A 24,564-nucleotide genomic window follows, 5' to 3' on the forward strand; every position below is an offset into this window, starting at 1 on the left:
AGTTCCTTGCTGTTGAGAGTCAGCGACGCCGTGGAGCTGACCGTCGTGACAGGGAATCTAACGCGCGTGACGCGGCCGGGAAGCCGCGCTCAGCGTCGCGAACGACGTCCGCTGCAGGCTCGAGGTCGAGCGCCTCGGCGTGGGCCTCGATCCACGCATCGAGATCCGAACGGCGGTATCGGAGCGCACCGCCCGCTTTCACGGCGCGCGGTCCGAATCCCGGGCGTCGCGTACGCCAGGTGTAGAGCGTCGACTTCGCGATTCCGATGTAGGCAGCCGCTTGACCGATGTTCATCATGGCCGGGATGAGTGCGGGCCAGCGGTCTCGTGTCGGAAGTGGCTCGAGAGGAGGTGCGGTGGCTTGTTTGCCTGTGTCCACGCCTGTGTCCGCAGGCGTCCGTGCGCGTTCTGGCGCAACCAGAGTTCGGTTGCCACCGACGTTGATGACCTCTCTCGCCGTCTCCATCTCTCGTCTCCTCCGACCTGCTGTGGTGGGTCTCGTTGGCCGCGACCCACTTGGTGTCTGACGGTCACCTAAGTGGTCCCACGGGGGCCGAGCGATCAACGCCGCCCTCGGGCCTTCTGCACGCCGTCCCGTGATCCATCGAAGATGCCGGAGTGACGAGGCCAGCATGCCCCGCTCGGTTCGCGGCCGGGGGACGCAACGGGCGAAGGTCCCCGCAATTGGCGTGAGCGACCCCGGCGGCGGCTGCCGCGGTGGATGCCGCGGACGCGGTTGCGGTACTTGCCGAACGCAGCGCGTCGCGTACGGGCTGCGGCACCGGGACGGCGCGCCGGGCGAGAATATCGGCGGGTGAGACCCAGACGACGTCGCTCTCAGCCGGCGGCGTGGCCAGGCCGGCCTCGACGACGTTGTGCGCCCGGCGGGACAGGACTTGGGCTGGCCCCATGAGGTCGGGTGTGTCGGCCTTCTCGGCGACGACGTGCGCTAGTTCGGGGCCTGCCTCGATCGCGCGCAAGGTCGCCCCGGTGGCCTGTGGAAGTCCTAGCCGCGCAGCTATGACCTCGGTCGTCGCGAGGGTGGTGGTGTCGTGGGTGATCTGGCGGTAGGCGGCGCGGACTTCAGCGGTCGCGCGCACCAGGGACTCCTCGAGGCGGGCGCCCGGCGGTGCCAGGTCGCCCCAGCGGCTGGCAAGGTCGTTCCATGCGCGGCCGGCTTCGGCTATCGCGGGGACCAGTCGGTCCGACGGATCGAGGACGCCTGCGGTCGTGGCCGCGTCGACGAGCACCATGCTGGCGCCGGCGATGAGCCCTTGAGTGCGGGTGATGAGGAGGACGTCGGACGGTGCGGGATCGCGAGCCAGGGCGCGGTGGCATTGGATGTCCCAGGCGGCCAGGGCGCGGGCCAGTCGGCCAGGATCGTCGCCGGGCGGGATCGCCTCGCCGGTGAGCGCTTGGAGCCGGCCAGTCAGGTAGCTGCGGGCGGTGTTTTCGCTAGCGGACATCCGGTCAATCCACGCCCCCATGGGTGCGACGGCGTAGGGGGAGTGGTGCATGGCGAGCTGAAGCGGGCGGCCGGCGTCGCGGGCGTCGTTGACGCGGTCGCGTCCGTGTTCGTGCAGGGCGACGGTGACGGCGTGGGCGGCGAGATGGAGGCCGTGCACGATCCTGGTCCGGGCAGCTTCGAGGTCGCGATGGGCCTCGCTGTGAGCGTGCGGGAGCTCGGCCCCGTAGCGGCGCACCAGAGTCGCTGCAGTCGCGAGGTTATGGGTCATCTGGTTGATGCGGGGGTCGGTCGGGCCTTGGCCCGGCCAGGCCTTCCGGCCGGAGAGGCTGGCCTCGACGGTTGCGGCCTGGGCGGAGAGGCGGGTGATGACGTGATCGGGCTCGTCGACGGCCGGTCGACCCACGGGTAGCGAGGCCCACAGGTCGGCGGCCGCCGCGACCATCGTCGGCCAGCTTCGTAGCAGCGTGCCGGCGTCATCGCCGCTGACGTCCATCAGCAGCTGGCGGGCCTTGCTGTCGACGTCGAAGAGCATCTCGCCGACGCTGCGCAGGTCGCGCGTGGTCATCGCAACCTGGTCCATGCCGAAGAGCTCCTCGTCGAAGTCGGCATACGTCAGACGCGGGTCAGTAGCCATTTCGGCGGGCTTCCCGGATGAGGTCACACAGATCGAGGACCAGTTGCGAGCCGTGGACTGGTTCCGGCTGGTCCAGCGCTAGCGGGCGGGTCAGCTCTTCGGCTTCGGTGAGCAGCTGTAGCGGCGTGCGGTTATCGAGGTCGGCGAGCGGCTCGATGTCCTTAGACAACTTGTAGTCGTTCGGCAGCAGGGCGCTGGCTTGGGAGTGCGCGAGGTAGACACCCAGACCGAGGTCGTGAAGCGGGGAGTCGGTGGCCGCTTCGTCTGCGTCGTTCCACACCTGCGTTGCGGCTTGGTGAAGCAGCTGGGTAATCCAGCCGAGGCGGTCCCAGGCGACGTCAGCGGTGAGGGGGTCCACGGGGGCTCCTTTCGGTTCGCGGCCTTGGCCCATGAATCCACGTCCTGGCCGCGGCGCGATGCGCCGACGGCGGGCTGTGGATAACTTCCGGCGCTGTCGGCACCTGCGCACAAACTGGTCTCGTTCGCCTATGTCGGTCGGCGGTCGCCTGACGATCACTGCGAGCACGTGGCGAGACCCGCACTAGTTCTGAGAGGTGGTTCCGGATGGGGTTCGCGATGATCGTGCTGAGAGTGGTGACGTTGGGGCCGGCGCTCCTGACGAGCTTGGTCCTCACCGTGGTCGTGTGCGCGCTGCTCCCGCCGACGCTGGGACTGGTGATGTTCCTGGCCGCGGGCGGCCTGCTGGTCGCGCTGGCGCTGGGGCACCTGCAGGTGCTGGCGATCGCGGCGTTCACTGGGGCGCGGCTGGCGACGGAGGCGGAATTGCATCTGATGGCTCCGGCGCTGAAGGAGCTGGGCGGCCGCGGCGTCAAGGTCGATGCGCTGTTCGTGCGCCGGGTGGACCGATCGAGCACCCCGGTCGCGGTGGCGATCGGCCCTCACTCCGTAGCGGTCAGCCGTGGTCTGGTCGCGGCCACGCACCGCCGCGACGTGACCGGCGCGGAGGCGGCCGCCACGTTGGCTCATGCTGTCGGAAGGCACCGGGCACTTCGGCCCCGGCTGGAGCTGGCCATGCTTGGGGCAACGACGCCGTGGCGGTTGGTCGTGGGGGTGCTCTGCGGGGTGGGCCGGGCCTTCGACTGGCTGCCCTTCATACGGTTGGCCTGGACGCTTCGGGGCGTCGTGGGGGTCATCTGCGTGGTGCAGTCGGTCGCCGAGGGTCGCGGTGCGCCCGGTGGGCTCGGGGGCGTGGTGATCGCGTTGACCTACCTGATGCCCGCCGCTGGTCGACGGATCGAGTACCTCATCGAGGCCGAGGCCGACCGGTTCGTGCTCGACCTCGGCCTCGGCACCGTGCTAGCAGGCCTGCTGCGGCGCAACGGGCAACCGATGACGCTCGAGCGGACGCAGCGCTTGGAGGCGGCCCCGCCGCCGTTGCCGCGGCTGCGCCTAGTGCACGGCTGAGGCTGTTCTCCCGCGCCGGTCCGTCGCGGCGAAGGGTGTGGGCTGGGCTACTCCTCGTCCCGGAAGCCGGACGTGGACAGGTGCACGCATCCACGGCCATCGCCTTCGTGCGGCTGGTGATTCATGCAGGGCAGCGAACCCAAGGTGTGGCAGCACTCGACCCAACGCACCGTCGATGTGCAGCTCGTCGGCGCGAGGGCGGCAGTCATCGCAGCCTCCTGCCGGCGGCGGGCGGCGTCGCCGAGCTGGGGCAGCTGTAGGCGTCGGCGTCGGTCTGAGCGTGCTGGCGGACGGACCACTGACCTTGCGCGATCGTGCGGTCGGGGAGGCCGCCGCCTGTCGCGCTGGCTCCGAGTCGACGACGGGCGGCCTCGTCTGGGCTCTCGACCACTGGAGCGATCTCGTGGATGCCGTGACCAAGTGGATCGACGTCCGGTTGAGTCGTGTCTCTGAGGCATTCGGCTAGGTCCTCGACGGGGGTCTCCAAGACCCGTTCGAGGATGTCGGCGAGGCCGTCTGGGGAGCCGTCACACCCGGCCACGAGGGCCTCGGCCAAGCGTTCGAGGGCGGCATCGCCGCGCTCGGTGAAGGTGACGATGCCGAAGACGCGGTTCTCAGTAGGGGAAGCGTTCATGGTCCACCTCGCTTTCTGGTCACCTAGGTGCGTAGAAGCTGGGTAAGCGATCAGCCGGGACGCGGCGCCAGGAACTCCGGCGCCCCCACCGCGTGAGACACACGGCAGGTGTGTTGCTCGCTGCGGCTGCCGGCGGGGCAGCCGTCGACGACGCCGAAGCTTGAGTGCATCTCCCTTCCCAGGTCGTCGCGGGGAGAGTTCCCCGTCCCGAGAGGCGTCCTCGATGGAGAAGCCGGACGGGAGTCGCGGTCCTAGAGAGTCCTTCGAGGGCGGCCCAGAGTGACCGATTCTGCAGATGACTCATCACCGCGCAAGGGCGCAACTACATCGCCGGCGCACCCAGAGGGCTCTAGCCCGAGTCAGTTCGTAGGCACGGGCAGCATGACGGTTATCCACAGGCAAAAATAGTTCCGTCGACCCCGACGATTCTGTGGTCCCATGGACTTCGGAGCAATCGGAGGCGTTGCCGCTTTGGTCCCACCGGGGGGATCGACCCGCACGACTCTCCGGTCAGGACTGGGCAATGGCATCTCGGAGTCGGCCGCATAAGGCCCACGAGACATTCGATAAACGCGCACTTGTGCTCAAGTGTCGAATTCGGCGAGCGTTGATCGCCCGGGCCCTGTCCTGACACGTAGGTGACCAAGACGGGGAAGGACTCGGGATCCATGTCGCAGAACACCGCTCAAGGCCTGTCGGTCGGGGCAAGGCCCGACAGCCCTCCCATGCCCCATCTCAACAACAGTCCGCGACCACGACCCAAGCGGCGCCGCAGGCCATGGCTGTTCGCACTCTGCGCGGCCCTGGTCGCCGCGGGAGCGCTCGGTAGCGCCTTCGCGTTCACCTCGGTCACAGACACCCAAGCGGTCCTCGTCGTCAGCCGCGACATCAACCGGGGGGAAACCATCGAGGCCGGTGACCTCTCGGTTGTGCGGATAGGCGTCGACCCGACCCTGAACCCGGTCCCCGGCAGCCAGATGGCGAAGCTCGAAGGCAGCCGCGCCGCCGCCGACCTGTGGGCCGGCACCCTGCTGACCGAGGCTGCGGTCACCGACCAGTTGGTGCCGGGGCAAGGGGAGTCGCTCGTGGGCATCAGCCTCACCCCCGCTCAGATGCCGTCCGAGCCGCTCCGCGCCGGCGACACCGTTCGGATCGTCACCACCCCCGGCGACCAGGGCGAGGTCACCAACGAGGACCCGGTGACGGTGGAAGCGGTCGTGGTTGGGGTGAGCCTCGTGCCGGAGACCGGCGAGACGGTCGTCGACGTCTCGGTCCCCGAAGGCGACGCCGCCGATCTGGCAGCCCGGGCTGCGACCAGGCGGGTCGCGCTGGTCCTGGACGCTCGGGAGCGCTGAGCGATGGCGCTGATCGTCCTTGCATCCGCCAGCGGTGCACCCGGCGTCTCCACTACTGCGTTGGGGCTCACCCTCAACTGGCACCGTTCCGTGCTCCTGGTCGACGCCGACCCGACCGGTTCCTCCGCGGTCTTCGCCGGCTACTTCCAGGGAAGCCAGGAACCCCCCGGCGGGCTGATCAACCTCGCCATCGCGCTGCGCGAGGGGACACTGGCCGCCGTCCTTCCTCGCGAGACACTGCTGCTGGACCCCGAGGCCCCGGCCGAGCGCGCGCCCTGTTTCCTGCCCGGCATCCGCTCTCACGAGCAGGCCCCCAGCCTGCTGCCGCTGTGGGAGCCGCTGGCCGACCAACTGCGCGCGCTGGACCGCAACGGCCAAGACGTCATCGTCGACGCCGGTCGGCTCGGCCTCGCGGGCTGGCCGCAACCCCTCATCGCGTCCTCCGACCTGACCCTGCTCGTCACCCGCAGCTCACTGCCCGCGCTGGCCGGTGCACGCTCGTGGGCCAAGTCGCTGCGCGAGCAGTTCGCCGCCGTCGGTGGCCTCTCTCGACTCGGCCTCCTCCTCGTCGACGAGGACCGCCGCTGGCCGGCAATGCCGACCGGCGTCCCGCGAGTGCGTCCCTACACGCCGCGCCACATCGCCAAGGCGCTCCAGATCTCCGTCACAGCATCGGTGGACTGGGATCCCGGACCCGCGGAGGTCTACTCGCACGGCACCCGCAAACCCCGCAAGTTCGAGTCCTGCGACCTGGTGCGCAGCTACCGCACCGGAGCCTCGCTGATCCACTCCGTCCTCAGCTCCAACCAGGCCGCCCTCGCCCACCCGACCCCCGTCACCAGCGGAGGCCGCGCATGAGCGCCAACCGCGGTGAGCCCGGAGCCCAGGACCGCGAGCCGTTCCGCGCCGACGAATGGCTCACGGCGCGACGCGCCGACCAGCCCGGTGCTCGTGGCGCGAGCTCCCCGTTTGCCCGCGCGCGTGGCATCGACGGCAGCCAGCCGCGCACGCAGACACCGCCGCCGGTACCGACCAGCGAGGACCACGACCCGACATCGCTCCCGCTCTTCGCCGGCGCCTGGACCAGCGACGATCAGCTGCCGGGCCGCACCCGCTCGGACTTCACCCTGCGCCCGCTCGTCGCCAGCGCCGACGACCAGCCTCACGCGATCGCCCCTACCAACGACGCCGACGGCGCCGGCGTGGCAGAGGTCGAGCTCGACTGGGAGCTCATCGCCCAGTATCGAGCCGAGATCTCCTCCCGGCTGACCGCGCGGCTGGACAAGGAAGGCGGCCGGGTCACCGAGGACGACCGCGAGCAGATGGGCCTCGACGTCATCGAGGAGTTCATCAAGTCCGAGGCCGAGACCCTCGTCTCAACCGGCCGCCTGCCGTGGAGCCGCCAGCAGGAGGCCGCGCTCAAGGGAGCGCTCAAGGCAGCACTGTTCGGTCTGGGCAGGCTGCAGCCGCTGGTGGAGCGCGAGGACGTGGAGAACATCGTCGTCATCGCCCGCGGCTCCGAGTGCGCCGTATGGCTGGAGCTCGTCGACGGCACGTTGGTCGAAGCCGCCCCGATCGCCGACTCCGAGGACGAGCTGCGCGAGTTCCTCGCCGACCTCGGTTCTCGGCAGAACCGACCCTTCACCGAAGCGCGTCCACACCTGGACCTGCGCCTGCCCGGCGGCGCCCGGCTTGCGGCCGGATCTTGGGTAATGGCCTACACCTCGGTGGTGATCCGGCGACACGGGATGCGCGAGGTGTCGATGGACGAGATGGTCTACGACCGCGAGGCGTGCGGCGCGGTCGTGGCCGACTTCCTCGCCGCCTGCGTGCGGGCCGGCAAGAGCATCGTCGTCTCAGGCGTCCAAGGATCGGGCAAGACCACGTGGGTCCGCGCCCTGTGCTCGTGCATCCCGCCCTGGGAGATGATCGGCACCTTCGAGACCGAGTTCGAGCTGCACCTACATGAGCTCGTCGACCGGCACAAGATCGTCCACGCCTGGGAGCACCGGCCGGGATCCGGCGAGGTCGGCATCGACGGCCGCCAGGCTGGTGAGTTCAGCCTCGAGGAGGCGATCCACCACTCCTTCCGATTCAACCTCGCTCGCCAGATCGTCGGCGAGGTCCGCGGCCCAGAGGTCTGGAACATGCTCAAGGCCATGGAGTCCGGCCCGGGCTCGATCAGCACCACCCACGCCCGCAGCGCCGAGCACACCATCGAGAAGCTCGTCTCCTGCGCCATGGAGAAGGGCCCGCAGGTCACTCGCGAGCTCGCGATCAGCAAGCTCGCCGCCGCCATCGACATCGTGATGTACCTACGCTCCGACGTCGTCCCGGGCCCGGGCGACGGAACCTTCCGCAAGCAGCGCTGGGTCGAGGAGATCCTGGTCGTCCAGCCGAGCATCGACGCGGCGCGGGGGTACGCGACCACCCCGATCTTCGCCCCGGACCAGCGCGGCCCGGCCGTCGCTACCGGGAAGCTCGACAACTTCCTCGCCCAAGAGCTCGCCCGCCACGGGTTCGACCTCGAGTCGTACAAGGCCGAGTCTGCCGTGCACGAGGGGGCAAACCGTGGGGTGGCGATCACATGACCGCCCTCCTGCCGGCCGTGTTCGGCGCGCTCATCGTCATCGGCCTGATCGGCATGGCGTACGCGCTCATCGCGGCACCCCCGAAGCCCCCGCGGCCCGTCCGGACCCTCACGCCGGTCGGCCGGGCGGGTCGCTGGTTCACCCGACTCGACGCGCGCACCCGGATGCTGCTCATCGGCGGCACTGTCGCCGGTCTCCTGGTCGCGCTGCTCACCGGATGGGTGATTGCGATCGTGCTCCTCCCCGCTGCGACCGTCGGCGTCCCGCTGCTGCTCACGCCCCCACCGGCGGCTGCGAGCGTCGAGAAGCTCGAGGCGCTGGAGGAGTGGACCCGGTCGCTGTCCGGCAAGCTGACGGCCGGGCAGTCGCTGCGCTCCGCTCTCATCAAGTCGCTGCAATCGGTGCCAGCGCCCATCGAGCGCGAGGTTGGCCTAATGGTCTCCCGGCTCTGGAACAACACCGCGACCACCGAAGACGTCCTGCGCGCCTTCGCCGAGGACCTCAACGACTCCACGGGCGACGTGGTGGCCAGCCAGCTCATCCTCGCCGCCAGCGGTCGTGGCCAGGCGGGGTTAGCCAAGGCTCTGGGCGCCCTGGCCGAGACGGTCGCCGCCGACGTGCGGGCCCGGCGCCAGATCGCCGCCGACCAAGCCAAGCCGCGCACCACCGCCCGCACGGTCACCGTGATCACCCTCGGCGTCCTGGGCATGCTCGCCCTCACCGGCGACTACATCGAGCCCTACGGCAGCCCACTCGGCCAGGTCATCCTCGCCGTCCTGCTGACCGCCTACGTGGCCACGCTTCTGTGGATGCGCCGAATGGCAGTCGCCAAACCGCTCCCGCGCTTCCTCGACCTCCCAGCCCGCAACGCGCATCGAGCGGCGCGCCGAGCGGCGCAAGAGGAGAAGGAAGGAGCGCTCGCATGACCGGCCTCCAGGTCGCGCTCGCTAGCGGGACCCTCTTCGGGCTCGCCGTTGCCCTGCTCGTGTGGCGCCTGGCTCCGTCCGACCCCGACCTCACCGACGCCCTGAACCGGCTCTCGGCGGACCACGTCGTACCCAGCCGCAGCGCCGCGCTCGACGTCGAGGGCAGCACAGAAGCCCAATCGCTGGTCGACCGGATCGGCGCGTGGGCAATCAAGAACCTGCCCGGGGGAGCGTGGGCACACACGCCCCGCAAGGATCTGGCCATCCTGCAGATCAGCGAGACCGGGTTCTACGGCGAGAAGGTCGTCTGGGCGCTGCTGGGCTTGGCCATGCCGCCGGTGTTCGCGGCGTTCTTCGGGCTGATCGGGCTCTCGCTCCCGTTTGCAATCCCCGTCCTCGGGTCGCTCGGGCTCGCCGCATTGTTCTGGTTCATGCCCAACTACAACGCCTCCGACGACGCCAAGAAGGCGCGCATCGAGTTCAACCGGGCCCTGGGTGCCTACATTGACATGGTCGCCACCGGAGTCCGCGACGGCTCCAGCGGCCAGCAAGCGCTGCGTGCTGCGGCCGAGGTCGGCGACACCTGGGTGTTCAAGCGGATCGAGAGCGAGCTGCGCCGCGCCCGCTACATGACCCGCGCCCCCTGGGACGCGCTGCGCGGGCTCGCCGATGACCTCGGCGTCCCCGAGCTCGACGACCTCGCCGACATCATGCAGCAGTCCGGCCAGGACGGCGCCCAGATCTACAACAACCTCCGAGCCCGCGCCGCCGCACTCCGCTCGGCGATGCTCAGCGCCGAACTCGGGAAAGCCAACGCCGTTTCCGAGCGCATGTACATCCCCGCCAGCCTGCTCGGCATCGTCTTCATGGCGATCCTCGTAACCCCGTCGATGCTCCGACTCGCGACCTGACACCGACAGCAATCCGGGACACCCCGAACTCCACCACCCAGAAAGGAACAACCCCGATGTTGAAGCTCTTCATCACCCTCCAGGTGACGGCCCTCGCCGTGATCACCTGCGTGGAGGACCGCATCGTCAAGCACCGACGTGACGAGCGAGGCTCTGTCACCATCGAGCAGGTCATCTGGGCCGGCGCGGTCATCCTCATCGTCGGCATCGTCGTCGCCGCGATCACCGCATACGTCACAAGTGAGGCCGGGAAGATCAAGTAGGCCCGCCATGCTGCCCAGCCCTCCAAGCCGACACCGGGACGAACGCGGCTCAGTGGCCATCCAGATGGTGTTCCTGATGCCGGCGCTCTTCGCGGTGATGTTCCTCGGTGTCCAGGGCGCGTTGTACTACCACGCTCGCGAAGTAGCGCTCGCGGCCGCGCAGGAGGGCGCCCGCGAGGCGGGCAGCCAGAACGGCACCCGCGAGTCCGGACTGGCGACCGCACACGGCTTCCTCCAGGGCGCCGGCGGATCCGACGTGATGACGGCGACCAGCGTCTCCGGGTCACGAACCACGACAACGGCCACGATCACCGTCACCGGCAAGTCCATGAGCGTAATCCCCGGCTGGCACGTGACCGTCCGCCAGAGCGCCAGCGCCCCGGTCGAGAGGCTCACCGAATGATGGCGCAAAGCGTCTGGGCACGCGCCTTCAACCGCAACCGGGACGAGCGCGGATCGGTGGCCATCGAGGCCGCGATCGGCGTCCCGGCCTTCGGGCTGTTCGTGGCGATGATCATCCTCGGCGGCCGCGTCGAGATCGCCAAGCAGTCCGTGGAAGCAGCCGCGTACGAGGCAGCACGGGCAGCCTCAATCGAGCGAACCCAGAGCGAGGCGATCGCCGTAGGAAGGTCCTCGGCCGCAAACAGCCTGCACGACCAGGACGTGAACTGCACCAGCACGACCATCACCGTCAACGCGGCGGCGTTCAACGCCCCGATCGGGAACACCGCCCAGGTGAACGTCACGGTGACCTGCACGGTGACCCTGTCGGACCTGAGCATCCCCGGCATACCCGGCACCCGCACGGTCACCACAACCGCGAGCAGCCCCGTCGACGCCTACCGGGAGCGCCGATGATGAGGCACCCGCGCCAGAGATTCTCGCCGCGGCAGCGCGACGAACGCGGCGCCATCAGCGTCTGGTTCGCCACCGCGTCACTGGTGATGATCATCCTCGTCGGGATGACCGTCGACGTCGGCGGCAAGGTGCACGCCCAGCAGCAGGCCCGCAGCGCCGCGGCCCAGGCCGCCCGCACCGGCGCCCAGGAAGTGGGCTCGACCGCTATCCGCGGCGAGGAGCTCCGCGTCGACATCAACGCCGCCAAGTCCGCCGCGCAGGGCTACCTCAACGCCGCCCGCGTGCAGGGCAGCATCACCGTCGTCAACGGCGACACCCTGATCGTGCGCACCACCGATACCTACGACAGCAAGTTCCTCGGGATCATCGGGCTCGACTCGATGAGGGTCACCGGGGAGGCGTCTGCACGGCTCATCCGCGCCCAAGGAGGCATCGAACAGTGATTTCTGCGCAGAGCACGCCCACCGGTCCCACTGCCGGCCAGCGGCTGACCGGGCTCCTCGCCACGATCGCCGTTCTCAGCATCATCATCGGCCTGCCGGCGCTCTTCCTCGCCATTGGAGCCAGCCCGGTCCCCGACCAGGCGCCGACCTGGGAGAGAGTCAAGGACGCACTGCTCGCACCCGACGACGGCACCCTGATCCTGGGTCTGTTCCAGGTCATCGGCTGGGCCGCGTGGGCCTTCATTACGCTCAGCCTCGTGGTGGAGACCATCGCCCGGCTCCGCAGGGTCGAGGCGCCCAAACTGCCGGGTCTGGGCCGCCCGCAGGCCGCGGCCCACGGGCTAATCGGACTCGCTGCCCTGCTGTTCATCGCAGCGCCCATCGCCGCACCGCCCCCTGGGCAGGCCGCTGACGCCGCCCCGGCCGCCGCGTCCGCGCCGGCGGTCGTGGGCCATGTGCAGGCCGGGACCGTCGATCAGACTCCGGCCCAGCACGGCGCGAAGGTCGAGGCTAAGCCGGAGCTTGCGACGGTCGATCACTCGGTCATGCCGGGGGAGAGCCTGTGGTCGATCGCTGAGGACCACTTCGGTGACGGTGCGCGCTACAAGGAGATCGCCGAGCTCAACCGCGACCTCATCGGCTCCCGGCCCAGCTTCCTCGAGCCCGGCTGGGTGCTCAAGCTGCCAGCCCCGGACAGCGGAGCGTCCTCCAACACGAACCGGCACGCCTACAAAGTGCAACCCAACGACACACTCAGCGACATCGCCCACGACGAGCTCGGCGACGCCGACCGGTGGCCGGAGATCTACCAGGCCTCCACCGGCATCACCCAGCCCGGCGGCGCCCACCTCGCCGACCCCGACGTGATCGACGTCGGCTGGAAGCTCAACATCCCCGGAGCCCAGACACCCGCCCGGCACGACGACCGGCAGCAGCAGTCCCAGCCTCGCGAGGACAAGCCCGGGACCCCCGCCGAACCCAAGACCGAGCAGCAGCCGATCAATCCGCCGGCCGAGGAGACTCCGCCAGTCCCCGAGACCGAGGTCCCCGAGACCGAGGCCCCGGAGACCGAGGCCCCGGAGACCGAGGCCCCGGAGACCGAGGCCCCGGAGACTGCCGCGCCCGAGGTCCCGCAGGCAGAAGAGCCGACGGCGCCGGCCGCCGACGTCGACCAGGTCGACGAAGCCGACGACTCGATCCTCGAGGCGCCCTGGGTCCTGGCCGGTCTCACCGGCGGGGGCGTGCTGCTGTCCGGGGCACTGTTGATGGCGCTGCGGTCTCATCGGCGCTCGGCCTACCGGAACCGGCCGCCGGGTCGAGCGATCGCCGCCCCGCCGCCCGAGCTGGCGCCGGTGGAGATGACGCTGGCGGCTACCGGTGCTGCCGCGGCCGCCACCGTGGAGTTCGCCGACGAGGCCCTGCGGCGCCTCGCGGCCGCGGTCGGAGCCCGGGGCAGCACGATGCCGCCGCTGGCAGCCGTCGAGCTCGAGCTGGGCAAGCTGACGATGCACCTGAGCGCCCCGGCCGCCGTCCCGGGTCCCTGGATAGGCAGTCCCGACCAGACCCATTGGCACGTCAGCACGGACACCGCGGTGGAGGACCTCGGTCCCGTCACCGGCAACGTCGAGCCGCCCTACCCGCTGCTGGCCGCCATCGGCATGAGCGACACCGGCGAGACCTGGCTGCTGAACTGCGAGGAGCTCTCCACGCTGACAATCAGTGGCGACCCCACCTACGGCCGCGACTTCGCCCGCCACCTCGCTGCTCAGGTGGCCGTCAACCCGTGGTCGCGCCGCATCCAGGTCGACTGCATCGGGGTGGCGGAGGAGACCGTCGCCATGGACGAGCGCATCACCTACTACCCGAGCGGTGCGGCCGGGACGCTCGCGGCCGCGGAGATCCTCGCCGCCGCGGTGACCACGGTCGACCGAGCGAAGCGACACGACACCGATGTGTCCACGGCCCGAACCGGCAGCGTCGACGACGACACCTGGCCCGCCAGGATGCTGCTCCTCGACGCCGCAGCCGGAGACCCCGACGACCTTGAGCAGCTGCTGCAACTGGTCAACGATCACGTCGGCCAGTCCGCGACCTCCATCGTCGTTGTTGGCGAACGGCCGAACACGCCCGGCGCCGTGTTGCACATGACCAACACCGGTCGCGTCGTCCTCGAGCACGTCGGCCTCAACCTGATCGCCGTCGGCCTCACCAGCGACGAGGCCCGCGGCTGCGCTCTGGTCTACGCCCAGAGCGAGACCCCGGAGTACGTCGACACGCCCGTGGACGAGACCGCCACCGACGGCTGGGAGGCCTACACCGACTCCTCCGGAGCTCTGCGTCGCGAGTACACCCTGCTCCGCAACACCCCCGAGGGAGTCGTCGACGAGCCGCTGTCCTCCCTGCTCGAGGGCACCGACGAGGATTACATCCGCGAAAGCGCGATCGTGCAGGAGGACCTCGAGGCCCTGGCGCCGAAGGTGCCCGCCCGCGTCCGCGCCGAGGTCGAGGACAAGGACCCCACCCTCGACCAGGACATCGCCGACTGGTTCTCGCCCAACTGCGACCGCCCGCGGCTCACCCTGCTCGGCCCGGTCGCTGCACGCGCTCACGGCAAGGCACTCGCCAAGCGCAAGCCGTACTTCACCGAGCTCCTGGCGTTCCTCGCCCTGCACCGCAAGTACGGCGCCACCCGCGAGCAGATCCGCGAGGCCTTCTCGATCTCCGACGGCAAGGTGCGTGACTACACCAACATCGTTCGCGACTGGCTCGGTCCAAACTCCCGCACCGGCGAGGACCACCTGCCCTACGCGGACAAGGCACCGGCCGCCAAGCTCACCGGGGTCAACGTCTACCAGGTCGACGACGGCCTGCTCGTCGACCTGGACCTGTTCATCCGCCTCCGCAAGCGCGGGCAGAGTCGAGGAGGCGCCGACGGTGTCGCCGACCTCTGCACCGCGCTCGAGCTCGTCGGGGAGGCACGGCCGTTCAGCCAGTTGCGCGAGGAAGGATGGGCATGGCTCGCCAACGAGCCTGACCGCGTCGACCTCATGGCGGGCGGGTGGATCGCCGACGTCGCCCTCATCGTCGTCACCGAGGCGCTCGCGGGCGGCGACCTGGTCAAGGCCCGCTCCGCCGCTTACGTCGCGAAGCGCGCAGACCCCGACGGCGAGAGCACCCGACTGTGCCTTGCCCACGCCATGAAGGCCGAGGGCGACCAGCTCGAGGCCGACCGGATCCTGCGCGAAGAGATCTGCAATCGGTCCGACGACGGCGACGCACCCATGGAACTGTCGGAGCGCACGAAGACCATCATCCGTACACACGGCTGGCTCGCGAGCTGACTCGGGAAGGAAGCACCAGCACATGACAACGTTCGACCAAGAACTCGCCGGCCGATACGTCGCGGCCGGCGGCGACCGCGCCGACGTCGACGCCCGCTGCATCGCGCGGGCCGTGTTCGTGCCCGACACCATCCTCGGGCTTTACAACGCAGACAGAAAGGTTGGGATCGATCCCTCCGACAACGGCTCGCTGACCGAGCTCGTCGACGCAGCCGAAGAGCACCACAGGCACGCTGCCACCGATGTCAGCCAGCGGTCAGTGATGGCGTGGCCCAACACAGGAGGAGACATCACATGAGGAAGCACCACTCCGCACTCGGGGGAGTGGCCCCCGCCCTCGCCCTCGCCCTCGCCCTCACAGGCTGCAGCGACGACGACACCGACCCCAAAGTCCAAGACACTCCGACACGATCCTCGTCGCCCACGCCCACCAGTACGCCGACTCCTAAGACGCCTGAGGAGAAGGCTGCGGCACAGCTGATGGCGTACCTAGGCGTTCGTGATGATGCGTTCCGAGCAGGTGCGATCGACTTGAAGTCCCTGAACACCGTGGCCACGGGCCGGGAGTTTCTTAATGTTCAGCAGAACGTGTCAGGAATTGAGCGCTCCGGCAGCAAGGTCACCGGCGACTACGGGCACACCCTGGGGGAGCCTCGCACGCGCAGCGACAACCGAGTTCTCATCGTCGACTGCGAGGACCGTGCCGAGGTCAAGCGGTCGAAGGCTGGCAAGCCCGTTCCCGACCAAACGGACCCGGAAGGTCAACCGTTGCGCAATCCCGTACCGATCGAGTACGCGCTCGTTCTTGAGAAGGGCCGGTGGCTGGTTACCAGCTCAAACGTCCTGTGGGACGAGCCGTGCTAGCGGATGCACTCGCTGGCCTCGGCTTGGCGATCGCGATCATCGTGATAGGTCCAACGCCGGCGCTAGCGGCCAGCGGCGAGAACTGCTGGTACGAAACTGACCCAGACACCGGAGAGGTCAAACTCATCTGCGAAGACCCAGGCGACGGCGGTGAGAACGACCCCGACAACGATGACAATTCAGGAACCGGAGGCTCGTCAACCTGCACATTTCAGGGCAACGAGATTCCCTGCGGTGGCCCCGAGGGCTCCGTATGGAACGGCGCCGGTTGCTACGTTGGGCCGCCGCTCCCGGAGCAGCCCCAAGTAGGTCCCAATGGGGAGGAGATTCCCTCTGGGGGGCAGTACCACGTCTGCTATCAAGCTGCTGGACTCGAGGGCCCCGGCCGGGTCTGGGTCAGTGCTGGCATACAACTCATCGACCCGGTAGTCCTCGCCAATCGTGCGGTCGCGTCGATGGACCTTGATCCCATCCAGATCGGCATCGTCCCCGAATCGGGGCCGGACCGGGTCGGCTTGGTTGGGCTCCCGGTGTGGTTGTGGGTCGAGAGCCCTTCTGCTCAGACCTTCGGTCCCATCACTGCATCGGCCACCGAGGGATCGGTGTCGGTCAGCGCCACCGCCAGCGTCTTTGGCATCGCGTGGGACATGGGCGACGGGACCACAGTGGCATGCATGGGAGAAAGCACCCCGTACGCCGACCACTACGGCAAGCAGGACTCGCCTACATGTGGGCACCGCTACCAGAAGATGTCGACGGACCAGCCCGATGGGGCCTACCAGGTCACAGCCACAAGTCACTGGATTGTCGAGTGGACCGGCGGAGGTCAGTCCGGAACCATCGAATTCGACCTGACAACCGATCCGCTTCCCATCCGCATTGGTGAGGCTCAGGTGTTGACCCAATGAGCGGTCGGTAGTCGACCACAAAGGACAGGTCTCTGTCCTCGGAGCAGGTCGGGGACCTGTCCTCGTTCTGGCTCGGATCGAGCCGGCCGGCGGCGAGCATCCAGCCTGCCTCGGCCACCTTTGCGAAGGGGAAAGCCCCAGGCGTCTCGGGGCACCTGGGGCTTCGAATGGAGAACGGCCGACCGAGCAGCGCAGGAGAACCAGAAACCCACGGCGGCCGGGCCGGGGAGAAGCTGCGCGGGCGCCGAACCGGCGTCGCGCCGACTGCCGTCCGGGCCGCTCGACCGCGCATGAGAAGTGTCGACATGCGGGGAAGAATGGCGAGGCGCCCGGGGGACAGTTTGGCGAGATAGGTCGACAAGTGGTTAGTCGTCAAGGTAGGCGATAGGCCCGCCTCGTGACCACGGCGGCTCAGTCGGATAGGGACACCTCAACGGACCGGCTCAACGGACAAGGGCCACGCGCGCAGGCACGCCGGCCTGCGCCGTTCCCGTGGGAGGTCCTGTTGAGGGAAGGTTCGGCGGACGCGTCCCAGACCCCGCTGCATTGCGCCCACTAAGACGCACCCGCTCACAGCGTTCAAGTCTCCGGGTGGTCCGCGACCCTACCCAGGGACCGTGCGCTATGACCGCGCTTTGTCAGGGCGGAGCGATTCACCAGTCACGTCTCGGAGCCATCTGATCCAATCGGACCGAAATCGTCTCCCGCTATGCCACTTAAGGTTCGCGGTGGCAATCAGGCCGTATGGTCGGGGTTATGGCTCCTCAGCGCACATCGGGCGTCGCAAGGGCTCGAAACCCGCTGGAGGCCTCGAGGATGCACAGCACTCGGTCGTTGGCTGCCGCGCCGGTCCACGCGACGCTGGCTGCCTGGGCAACCGTGCGGAAGTTCATCGCCACGATCGACGTGGGTGGCCCGGGGTTTGCGCCCGTGCTCAGCTTTACTGGCGAGTGCTTTACGCGTGGCGTTGCCGCGTCGGTTCAAGAGTGCGCGGCTCACTCGGCGCACGGTCTCGCTTCTCCGGGCGAGAGGTAGGAAGCACGTGGGACTGAACTCTGCGGAATTGTCGGAGAGTTCCGAGCCTCGGACTGCGATCGACTCGTACTCGCTGGCAAGGATGCAGCGCCCGCCGCTCCGCGACGACTGGATTGCGCGGGACAGGTTGCTCGAGGGCCTGACAAGGGCTGCACATCATCCAGTTGTCCTAATAGCGGCGGCCGCAGGTTACGGAAAGACGACGCTGGCCGCGCAGTGGTTGGCCGGTGATCGCTTACCTTCGGCGCAGGCGTGGTTGACCCTGGATGCGACGGACAACGATCCCGCCGTGTTGTGGGTCCATGTGGCAATAGCGCTCGAGAGGGCCGGCTGTCGGCTGGGAGCTGATCCGGCCCGGTTCGTGGCCGCCAACAGCGGGAGTCTGCTCGATGGTGTCGTGCCGAGGTTGCTCACGGCGATGGCCGCCATGTCCGAGGGCGTTTTCCTCGTTCTCGACGACTTCCATGTCCTGCAGGAGTCGGCGTGTCTGGAGCAGCTGCAGTTCCTCGTCGAGCACCTCCCCCTAGGGGCGCATCTTCTGATCGCGACGCGAGCCGATCCGGGGTTGCGTCTGGGCCGGTTACGAGCCGGCGGCCAGCTGGCTGAGATCCGGGCTGCGGATCTGGCGTTCAACCCCGAGGAGGTACGTGCGCTGCTGGCGAAGCGGCAGGTGGAGCTGGGAGAGGGGGGCGCAAGGCAGCTGCGGGACCACACCGAGGGATGGCCTGCGGCGCTGGGTCTGGCCATCATGTCGATGGTGGGCCGGACCGATCCCGACGCGTTCGTCCGCCAGCTCAGCGGCAGCAACCGCTTCATCGGCGAGTACCTGACCGATGAGGTGCTGAGTCAGCAGACCGACCGTGTTCGCCAGTTCATCACCGCGATGTCGATTGTGGACCGATTTTCCCCCGAACTGTGCGACTTCGTCCTGGAGACCACGGGCTCCGCGCAGATCCTTCAGGAGCTCGAACACGAGAACATGTTCGTGCTGGCTTTGGATGAGGAGCGCCGCTGGTTCCGCTTTCACCGCCTGTTCGCGGCTGTCGCGTTCGGGGAACTCGCAGGAAAGCAGCCCGACCGTATCCCGGTGCTGCACACGCGGGCCGCCAGCTGGTTCCGCGACCGCGGACACATCGAGGAGGCGCTGAAGCACCTGCTGGCCTCAGGCGACAGGGGCGAAGCGGCCTTGGTGGTGCAGGCCAACTGGATGACGCATGTCGACGATGGGCGAGCGGCGACCGTCCTCAGGTGGTTCGAGGCGGTAGGCACGCCCCCGAGCGCCGCTGACCCTGCCGCTGGAGTGACAGCGGCCTGGAGGGCCGGAATGTTGGGCGACGAGGCGACTCTGGCCGCACACCTGGCAACCCTGGAAGTGTGTCGCGACTACGGACCGCTCCCGGACGGAACCCGGTCTGTGGAGTCCGCCTCGGCACTGATCCGAGCACTGTTCGGCTATGGCGGTCCCGTGGAGATGATGGCCGCGGCACAGCGAGCAGCGGCGCTCGAGACCAACCCCCACTCTGCGCATCACGCCATCGCCCATCTGACCTTGGGTCACGCGGCTTACGTGTCGGGTGATCTGGAACCGGCCAGCCGCGCCCTCACCACGGCAGCCCAAAGCGGGGCTTCACCGACGATCACCCGAATGCTGGCTTTGTCGACCCACTCGCTCGTCGAGTCCGAGCGTGGACAACACGATCTCAGCCGGACGCTTGCCGAACGGGCCATGGGGCTCGTCGACACGCACGGACTGACGGCTGCGCCGGAGGCATCAATGGCTTTCACAGCGCTGGCGCAGGCCCAGGCGGCAGCCGGCAGTCCGGCAGCCGCCATGTCAACGGTCGAGCAGGGACTGGCCCTCCGTCGCAACGACCCCGCCCAGGCACCATGGATGACGCTGCACCACCTGCTCGTGGCGGCGCGCGTCGCAGCCGAAGTCGGGAAGGAGTCGATGGCTCGCGAGCTCTTTGACGAGGCTTCCACGCGAATGAGGCAATTCTCGGATGGAATGGGCGCAATGCGCTCGAGACTCTCCGTCGTCGAGCGGCGATTGCGGGCCTACCCGGAGCGCGTCGCGACGGTGGAGTCGCTCACCGGGCGCGAGCACGGTGTGCTCCGGCTCCTACAAAGCGACATGAGTCTTAGCGAGATCGCCAGCGAGCTCGAGCTATCTCCCAATACGGTCAAGACCCACACCCGATCGCTCTACCGCAAGCTGGGCGCACGGTCCCGCAAGCAGGCAGTCAGCATCGCCCGACAACAACTGCTGATCTGATCCTGGCCCGGAGTCAGGACTGTGGAGCATGCCTCGACTGGGCGAGTCGGAGACGGCCGAACTGCCCATCGGACCGCCCAACGGCGTGGCCGCAATACCGCCTTGACGTCCGGTGCCTCAACGCGCCGACTGACGAGCATCCGGATCGGCGGATGAGCGTTCAACGGATCGGTCCCGCATAGGACGACTGGGCATCCGGCCGGACTGTGCTGAGCGAGAGAAACGCTTCTTGGGAATCACAACTCGTCTTGGCCCGGCTCAATCACGGGATCCCTGCGCATGTCGAGGAGCTCGACGCCCGCACGGCTCATCGCGTCCAGCAGGCCGTGCAATTCGGCTTCGTCCCTCAGCACGACGTGGATCGTGCTACCCGCAGGATCAGCCAAGACGGAGGCGCCGTCGAAGTCGTCCAGGAGGTGGGGCGGCAGGTCCCCCACGGCGCGGAACTCGTACGCGGCTCTCGGCATCTCCGCTCGATTCGTCGACTGGTGGCGGGCGTCATCACGATGTCCCGACGAGGCGCCCGGGGCTGCACCTCACCATGTCCCCGACGAGACGCCGGGGCGTCACCCCCCGTGGGTGACGCGACACAGACAACCCCATTGCGCCCTTCTTGGATGGATCTCGAGATAGAACTCTGCCGCGATCCGCTACACGCATCTGCCGCATCCGGCCCCTTGGCACCTGCGTCAAACCGCCGCTTGTCGGCCTCCGCGAACGTCCACTCGTGCCGCAGAGCGGCCCAGGGTGCGGTCGCATCGAGAGCGCTTCGCGTCAACGACCGATCTCCACATCGGTACAGGTCGGCAGCCGCGTGGGGAGAAGTCCTCAACGACGCAGCAAGCGAGGCGCATGCCGATGAACGTCGTTCGCAGTGACGGCGGCGTACCACCTAGATACCCACTCAGCCGACGGTGGAGCTCATCCGGATGCGTCGAGCACGTCGTAGTGAAGCCCGTCGGCGCATACTCGCGCCCCCGCGGACGGAATGTGGTCGGTCAGCTTCCCGTCGTGACCCAGGTGCTGCACTGGCATCTCGCGTAGGAGCACCATGACGTCAGCGATCAGTCGGCGGTGGCAGCGCCACCACAAAGACTCGCTGCACATGACGGCGACGCGCTGCTCCTCCCGGGCCGCGACATCGACGGTCAGCGCATGGGCCGCGGCCAGGAACTCCTTGGGTACGGGTGTGTGCCGCGTAGGCGCGAAAAGCCTCGACCTGCCACCACGGGTCCAAGCCCTCGTCATCTCGTGGCACCCGCCGCCGCCCACCGAGCCTCGGCTCCCATCGGTACCCCACCCCGCGCGGGCAGCCACTGCTGGATCTGTTCCTGCGCGACATGAGGGTGGCGTCGACTGCCGGGGAAACGGCGAACGTCCACGACCAATCCTACTCCGGCACCGCTCAGCAGCTCGGTGAGCTGGGGCTGAGACGCTTCTCCGTGCCCGAATGTGAGCAAGGTCGTCACAGATGGCCCTCGCTCGCTGTCCGTGGCGTCCCTCATCTCCTCGCCCGGCCCTGTGCCGCTTCACGGGGTGCCCGGATGGCCGAGGATTTACGCTCGTGCGTCGTTCAGCGCGACCGAAGCGGCGGTGCATGCGGGCACCTCACGGCGCGACGATGAGTGCTTGGGGCGCGGCGGCCTTCATGCGGGTGTTGAGCCAGGTGAGCTGGCGCGAGGTCTGCGCATTCGAGCTGGTGGCGACCTCGAGCAGTTCCTGGTCGCGCAGCCCTTGCGCGCCCTGGGCAATCACGGTCCAGGTCGTCTGCACGAGGGTGGCGAGGACGTGGAGGTCCTGCAGGTCGCGCAGTAGCCCGATTTCGCCGTCCCGGGTCTCGGGCAGGCCGGCGGCGTGGAGCCTCTCGGGCTCGTCGACGCCCGCCTCGCCGTAGCGCTCGATCACAGGAGCGAGGGCGTCGCGGTGGTCGTCGGACCAACTTGCCAGCATGTGCGCGGTGTGAAACACGTCGGCCGCCCGCGCGTGGCCTTCGGCGACCGTGCGGAACGAGTCGGCCAAGGTCTGCTCGCTGTGGTCGGCGAGCCCGATGTAGGTCGTCAAATGTGGCATCAGCGGTCCTCCTGGGCCGGGTCGAGGGAGTAGCGAGGAACGTCGGTGAGCACGGTGCTGGACGTGGGTCCGCCACCCTCGGTCGGCACCGGCCGTCGAGCGCGTTGTCGGGCGGGCGGCCGAGCGCTGCTGGGTGCGGATGCCGTGGTGGTCGGCGCCGGGGATGGACCGTCGCCTGCGCGCAGGCGGGTCACCTGACAGGCGGCCGTCTTGAAAGCCGGTTGCTTCGACACCGGGTCCCAGACCGTCATCGTGAGCTCGTTGGCGAGCCGGTGCAGGGCATCTTCGTGCCCTCCGCCGACGTTGGCGTCCGGCTCCCAGTGGCCGTAGTGGAATGGAGCGAACACCGCGCCCTCCATGACGTCACCCACCCGGGCACGGACCTCGATCGCGCCGCGCGGCGACTCCACCCTCACCCAATCTCCTTCGGCGATGTCACGCGCGTCTGCGTCGGGCGGCGAGATCTCGACCCACGCGTCGGGTGCGGCCCGGTTGAGGTCGCCCGAGCGGCCGGTCTTGGTGCGGGTGTGGAAGTGGTAGACGGTGCGGCCGGTGGTGTAGCGCAGCGGGTAGTCCGCGGAGGGCTCCTCGTGCGGAGGCGTGTACGGCGCTCCCTTCAGGAAGGCCCGCCCGGCGGGCTGCATCGCCCTGTGCTCGGTCTCGGTGACGGTGCCGCCGGTGATGAGGTCGTGGCCGAAGGTCTCGCAGTAGTCGGTGTCCGTGGGGAAGACGGCGTCGGTGTAGAGGCGGTCGGTGCCGTCGGGGTGTTGCTCGTTCACGGGCCATGGGATACCGGTGGGTCCGCGGAGCTTGTCGTAGGACAGTCCGGTGTAGTCGACGGGGCGTCCGGCGGTGATGGACGCCCACGCGTTGAAGGCCTCCTCGGGTGTGCGCCACTGGATGAGCGGGCGACCGGAGTTGTTGGTGAACCCCATTGCGTCGGCGTACATGAGGAAGATGTCGAGGTCGCTGCGCGCCTCACCTGGCGGATCGACGGCCTTCTCCGAGAGGTGGACGGTGCGGTTGACGTTGGTGAAGCAGCCGGTCTTCTCTCCCCACCCGGCGGCCGGGAGCACCACGTCGGCGAGCTCGGCGGTCTCGGTCAGGAACAGGTCCTGCACGATGACGAAGCACTGCTCGCCCCCGAGGATCCGCCGGATCCGAGCCGACTCCGGCATCGAGACGGCCGGGTTGGTGGCCGAGATCCAGAGGAGCTCGATCGAGCCGGTCTCGGCGTAGGAGAAGATCTGCATGGCGTGCGTCGGTGGTGCCCAGTGCGGGATCATCATGGCGTCGACGTCCCACGCGTCAGCGAGCTGTTGCACGTGGGCGGGGTTGTCCCAGTTCCGGAACCCCGGCAGGTCGCCGTCAGCCCCACACTCGCGGTTGTTCTGCGCGGTGGGCTGGCCGTTCATCTGCAGGACGCCCGCACCGGGGCGCCCGATCATCCCGCGCAGCAGGTGCAGGTTGTGCACCGCGACGGAGGCCGCGGTGGCCTGGTGCGACTGGTAGAAGCCCTGCAGCACGGTCGACAGGACGCCGTCGCTCTCACCGAAGATCCGCGCCGCCCGGCGTACGTCGTCGGCGTCGACGCCGCAGACCTCAGCCACGTGCTCAGGTGTGTAGGGCTCGAGGACGTCGCGGAGATCGTCCACGCCTATCGTGTGGGCGCCAACCCAGTCCTCATCCACCCAGCCGTTGGCGAACAACTCGCGAGTCAGCCCGTTCATCAGGGCGAGATTGGTGCCCACGCGGGGCGCGAGGTGGACGCCACCGGTCCGTTCGGCCTCGAGGGCCACCAAGGTGCGGCGTGGGTCGACGCACACGATCTTCGGTGGGTCATCCGCGCGGGTGCGGTCCAGGATGCGGGCCCACAGGACGGTCTGGGTCTCGGGCATGTTGTGGCCGTAGAGGAAGATCGCGTCGCAGTGCTCGATGTCGGTGTACGAGCCCGGCTGACCGTCGGCGCCGAAAGACTCCTTGAACGCCGCTGCGCTGGTGGCAGTGCACAGGCGCGTGTTGCCGTCCATGTGCGGCGTGCCGAGCCCCGCCTTGCCGATGACGGCGAGCGCGTAGTACTCCTCGAGGAACAGCTGGCCGGAGGTGTAGAAGCCGTGGCTCAGCGGTCCCTTGGCCTCGAGCAGCGACTTCGACCGCTCGACGATCCGGCCCATCGCGGTCTCCCAGTCGGTCTCGACCAGCCGACCGCCTTCGCGCACCAGCGGCCGGGTCAGCCGGTCGCCGGCATTGGCCCATCGCGTCGACCCGTACAGGCCCTTGGGCCCGAGCCGCCCGTGACTGACCACGTCGGTGGCGCGGCCGCGCACCCCGACCATCCGGCCGTCGCGGACGGCGATGTCAACACCGCAGCCGTTGCTGCACAACAAGCATGCGGACTGCACCCACGCCTCGACGTCGCCCTCACCCACCCCGTCGTCCAGGTACTGGTCGACCCGAGCAGGCCACGCAGTGCCCTTCGGATGTGGTGTGCGCACTCCGTAGATGTCGGCGATTCGATCGCTCACGTCCATTCCTCCTCCGGCATGTCACCACTTTTCGATGC

At 68.8% G+C, this 24,564-nt stretch carries 25 protein-coding genes; 15 read left to right on the top strand and 10 right to left on the bottom strand.

The annotated features are described in order from the left end of the window. Positions 1–19: 19 nt before the first annotated feature. The 3 genes from AC1DP1_RS19710 to AC1DP1_RS19720 are packed head-to-tail and all read right to left on the bottom strand — an operon-like array spanning position 20 to position 2,460. The gene (locus AC1DP1_RS19710; RefSeq protein WP_477508277.1) at positions 20–634 is read right to left on the bottom strand and encodes a helix-turn-helix transcriptional regulator; all 615 of its coding nucleotides are present in this window, start codon (positions 632–634) and stop codon (positions 20–22) included. After that, a complete protein-coding gene (locus tag AC1DP1_RS19715) occupies positions 531–2,102 on the bottom strand; it encodes a hypothetical protein (protein WP_477508278.1) in 1,572 nt (523 codons plus the stop codon). Before AC1DP1_RS19715 ends, AC1DP1_RS19710 begins: the two co-directional genes overlap by 104 nt. Then, positions 2,092–2,460, bottom strand: a complete 369-nt coding sequence (locus tag AC1DP1_RS19720; protein ID WP_477508279.1) for a hypothetical protein — start codon at positions 2,458–2,460, stop codon at positions 2,092–2,094. Before AC1DP1_RS19720 ends, AC1DP1_RS19715 begins: the two co-directional genes overlap by 11 nt. Positions 2,461–2,666: 206 nt before the next feature. Here AC1DP1_RS19720 and AC1DP1_RS19725 point away from each other — a divergent pair, with 206 nt between their 5' ends. After that, positions 2,667–3,527, top strand: a complete 861-nt coding sequence (locus AC1DP1_RS19725) for a hypothetical protein (protein WP_477508280.1) — start codon at positions 2,667–2,669, stop codon at positions 3,525–3,527. A 205-nt stretch (positions 3,528–3,732) separates the two neighbouring features. On the opposite strand, the gene AC1DP1_RS19730 is transcribed toward AC1DP1_RS19725, so the two are convergent. Continuing rightward, a complete protein-coding gene (locus AC1DP1_RS19730) occupies positions 3,733–4,161 on the bottom strand; it encodes a hypothetical protein (protein ID WP_477508281.1) in 429 nt (142 codons plus the stop codon). A gap of 668 nt (positions 4,162–4,829) precedes the next feature. Here AC1DP1_RS19730 and AC1DP1_RS19735 point away from each other — a divergent pair. The 13 genes from AC1DP1_RS19735 to AC1DP1_RS19795 are packed head-to-tail and all read left to right on the top strand — an operon-like array spanning position 4,830 to position 16,621. Further along, on the top strand, positions 4,830–5,516 hold the full coding sequence (locus tag AC1DP1_RS19735; protein WP_477508282.1) for an SAF domain-containing protein: 687 nt from the start codon (positions 4,830–4,832) through the stop codon (positions 5,514–5,516). Between the two features lie 3 nt (positions 5,517–5,519). Then, positions 5,520–6,374, top strand: coding sequence for a CpaE/TadZ family protein (locus AC1DP1_RS19740; protein WP_477508283.1), 855 nt, complete (start codon positions 5,520–5,522; stop codon positions 6,372–6,374). Next, entirely contained in the window at positions 6,371–8,107 is a 1,737-nt protein-coding gene (locus AC1DP1_RS19745; RefSeq protein WP_477508284.1) for a CpaF family protein, read from the top strand. The genes AC1DP1_RS19740 and AC1DP1_RS19745 overlap by 4 nt, the downstream gene beginning before the upstream one ends. After that, positions 8,104–9,033 (top strand): type II secretion system F family protein, encoded by a 930-nt coding sequence (locus tag AC1DP1_RS19750; protein ID WP_477508285.1) that lies wholly within the window; start codon positions 8,104–8,106, stop codon positions 9,031–9,033. The genes AC1DP1_RS19745 and AC1DP1_RS19750 overlap by 4 nt, the downstream gene beginning before the upstream one ends. Next, positions 9,030–9,944, top strand: coding sequence for a type II secretion system F family protein (locus AC1DP1_RS19755; RefSeq protein WP_477508286.1), 915 nt, complete (start codon positions 9,030–9,032; stop codon positions 9,942–9,944). Before AC1DP1_RS19750 ends, AC1DP1_RS19755 begins: the two co-directional genes overlap by 4 nt. Positions 9,945–10,000: 56 nt before the next feature. Further along, positions 10,001–10,207 (top strand): hypothetical protein, encoded by a 207-nt coding sequence (locus tag AC1DP1_RS19760; protein WP_378542848.1) that lies wholly within the window; start codon positions 10,001–10,003, stop codon positions 10,205–10,207. Between the two features lie 52 nt (positions 10,208–10,259). Next, the gene (locus AC1DP1_RS19765; RefSeq protein WP_477508287.1) at positions 10,260–10,610 is read left to right on the top strand and encodes a TadE family protein; all 351 of its coding nucleotides are present in this window, start codon (positions 10,260–10,262) and stop codon (positions 10,608–10,610) included. Between the two features lie 56 nt (positions 10,611–10,666). Then, the gene (locus tag AC1DP1_RS19770; protein WP_477508288.1) at positions 10,667–11,065 is read left to right on the top strand and encodes a TadE/TadG family type IV pilus assembly protein; all 399 of its coding nucleotides are present in this window, start codon (positions 10,667–10,669) and stop codon (positions 11,063–11,065) included. Next, positions 11,062–11,508 (top strand): TadE/TadG family type IV pilus assembly protein, encoded by a 447-nt coding sequence (locus AC1DP1_RS19775; protein ID WP_477508289.1) that lies wholly within the window; start codon positions 11,062–11,064, stop codon positions 11,506–11,508. The genes AC1DP1_RS19770 and AC1DP1_RS19775 overlap by 4 nt, the downstream gene beginning before the upstream one ends. Then, positions 11,505–14,849, top strand: a complete 3,345-nt coding sequence (locus AC1DP1_RS19780; protein ID WP_477508290.1) for a LysM peptidoglycan-binding domain-containing protein — start codon at positions 11,505–11,507, stop codon at positions 14,847–14,849. Before AC1DP1_RS19775 ends, AC1DP1_RS19780 begins: the two co-directional genes overlap by 4 nt. A gap of 22 nt (positions 14,850–14,871) precedes the next feature. Beyond that, a complete protein-coding gene (locus AC1DP1_RS19785) occupies positions 14,872–15,147 on the top strand; it encodes a hypothetical protein (protein ID WP_477508291.1) in 276 nt (91 codons plus the stop codon). Continuing rightward, positions 15,144–15,713 (top strand): hypothetical protein, encoded by a 570-nt coding sequence (locus AC1DP1_RS19790; protein ID WP_477508292.1) that lies wholly within the window; start codon positions 15,144–15,146, stop codon positions 15,711–15,713. Before AC1DP1_RS19785 ends, AC1DP1_RS19790 begins: the two co-directional genes overlap by 4 nt. Continuing rightward, complete coding sequence (locus AC1DP1_RS19795) at positions 15,668–16,621, top strand: hypothetical protein (RefSeq protein WP_477508293.1); 954 nt, start codon at positions 15,668–15,670, stop codon at positions 16,619–16,621. The genes AC1DP1_RS19790 and AC1DP1_RS19795 overlap by 46 nt, the downstream gene beginning before the upstream one ends. 764 nt (positions 16,622–17,385) lie before the next feature. Here AC1DP1_RS19795 and AC1DP1_RS19800 read toward each other — a convergent pair. Further along, the gene (locus tag AC1DP1_RS19800) at positions 17,386–17,514 is read right to left on the bottom strand and encodes a hypothetical protein (protein ID WP_477508294.1); all 129 of its coding nucleotides are present in this window, start codon (positions 17,512–17,514) and stop codon (positions 17,386–17,388) included. A 149-nt stretch (positions 17,515–17,663) separates the two neighbouring features. Here AC1DP1_RS19800 and AC1DP1_RS19805 point away from each other — a divergent pair, with 149 nt between their 5' ends. Beyond that, on the top strand, positions 17,664–19,931 hold the full coding sequence (locus AC1DP1_RS19805; protein WP_477508295.1) for a winged helix-turn-helix domain-containing protein: 2,268 nt from the start codon (positions 17,664–17,666) through the stop codon (positions 19,929–19,931). A 236-nt stretch (positions 19,932–20,167) separates the two neighbouring features. Here AC1DP1_RS19805 and AC1DP1_RS19810 read toward each other — a convergent pair whose 3' ends face one another. From AC1DP1_RS19810 to AC1DP1_RS19830, 5 genes are all read right to left on the bottom strand, one after another. Continuing rightward, positions 20,168–20,368 carry a hypothetical protein gene (locus AC1DP1_RS19810; protein WP_477508296.1) on the bottom strand — a complete coding sequence of 67 codons (201 nt, stop codon included), beginning with the start codon at positions 20,366–20,368 and terminating at the stop codon, positions 20,168–20,170. A 484-nt stretch (positions 20,369–20,852) separates the two neighbouring features. Next, positions 20,853–21,179, bottom strand: coding sequence for a DUF488 family protein (locus tag AC1DP1_RS19815; protein ID WP_477508297.1), 327 nt, complete (start codon positions 21,177–21,179; stop codon positions 20,853–20,855). After that, positions 21,176–21,436 (bottom strand): DUF488 family protein, encoded by a 261-nt coding sequence (locus AC1DP1_RS19820; RefSeq protein ID WP_477508298.1) that lies wholly within the window; start codon positions 21,434–21,436, stop codon positions 21,176–21,178. The genes AC1DP1_RS19815 and AC1DP1_RS19820 overlap by 4 nt, the downstream gene beginning before the upstream one ends. Before the next feature lie 103 nt (positions 21,437–21,539). After that, positions 21,540–22,001 (bottom strand): hypothetical protein, encoded by a 462-nt coding sequence (locus tag AC1DP1_RS19825; protein ID WP_477508299.1) that lies wholly within the window; start codon positions 21,999–22,001, stop codon positions 21,540–21,542. After that, a complete protein-coding gene (locus AC1DP1_RS19830; protein ID WP_477508300.1) occupies positions 22,001–24,526 on the bottom strand; it encodes a molybdopterin oxidoreductase family protein in 2,526 nt (841 codons plus the stop codon). Before AC1DP1_RS19830 ends, AC1DP1_RS19825 begins: the two co-directional genes overlap by 1 nt. Positions 24,527–24,564: the final 38 nt, after the last annotated feature.

The organism is Nocardioides sp. P4_G10, from assembly GCF_056401175.1.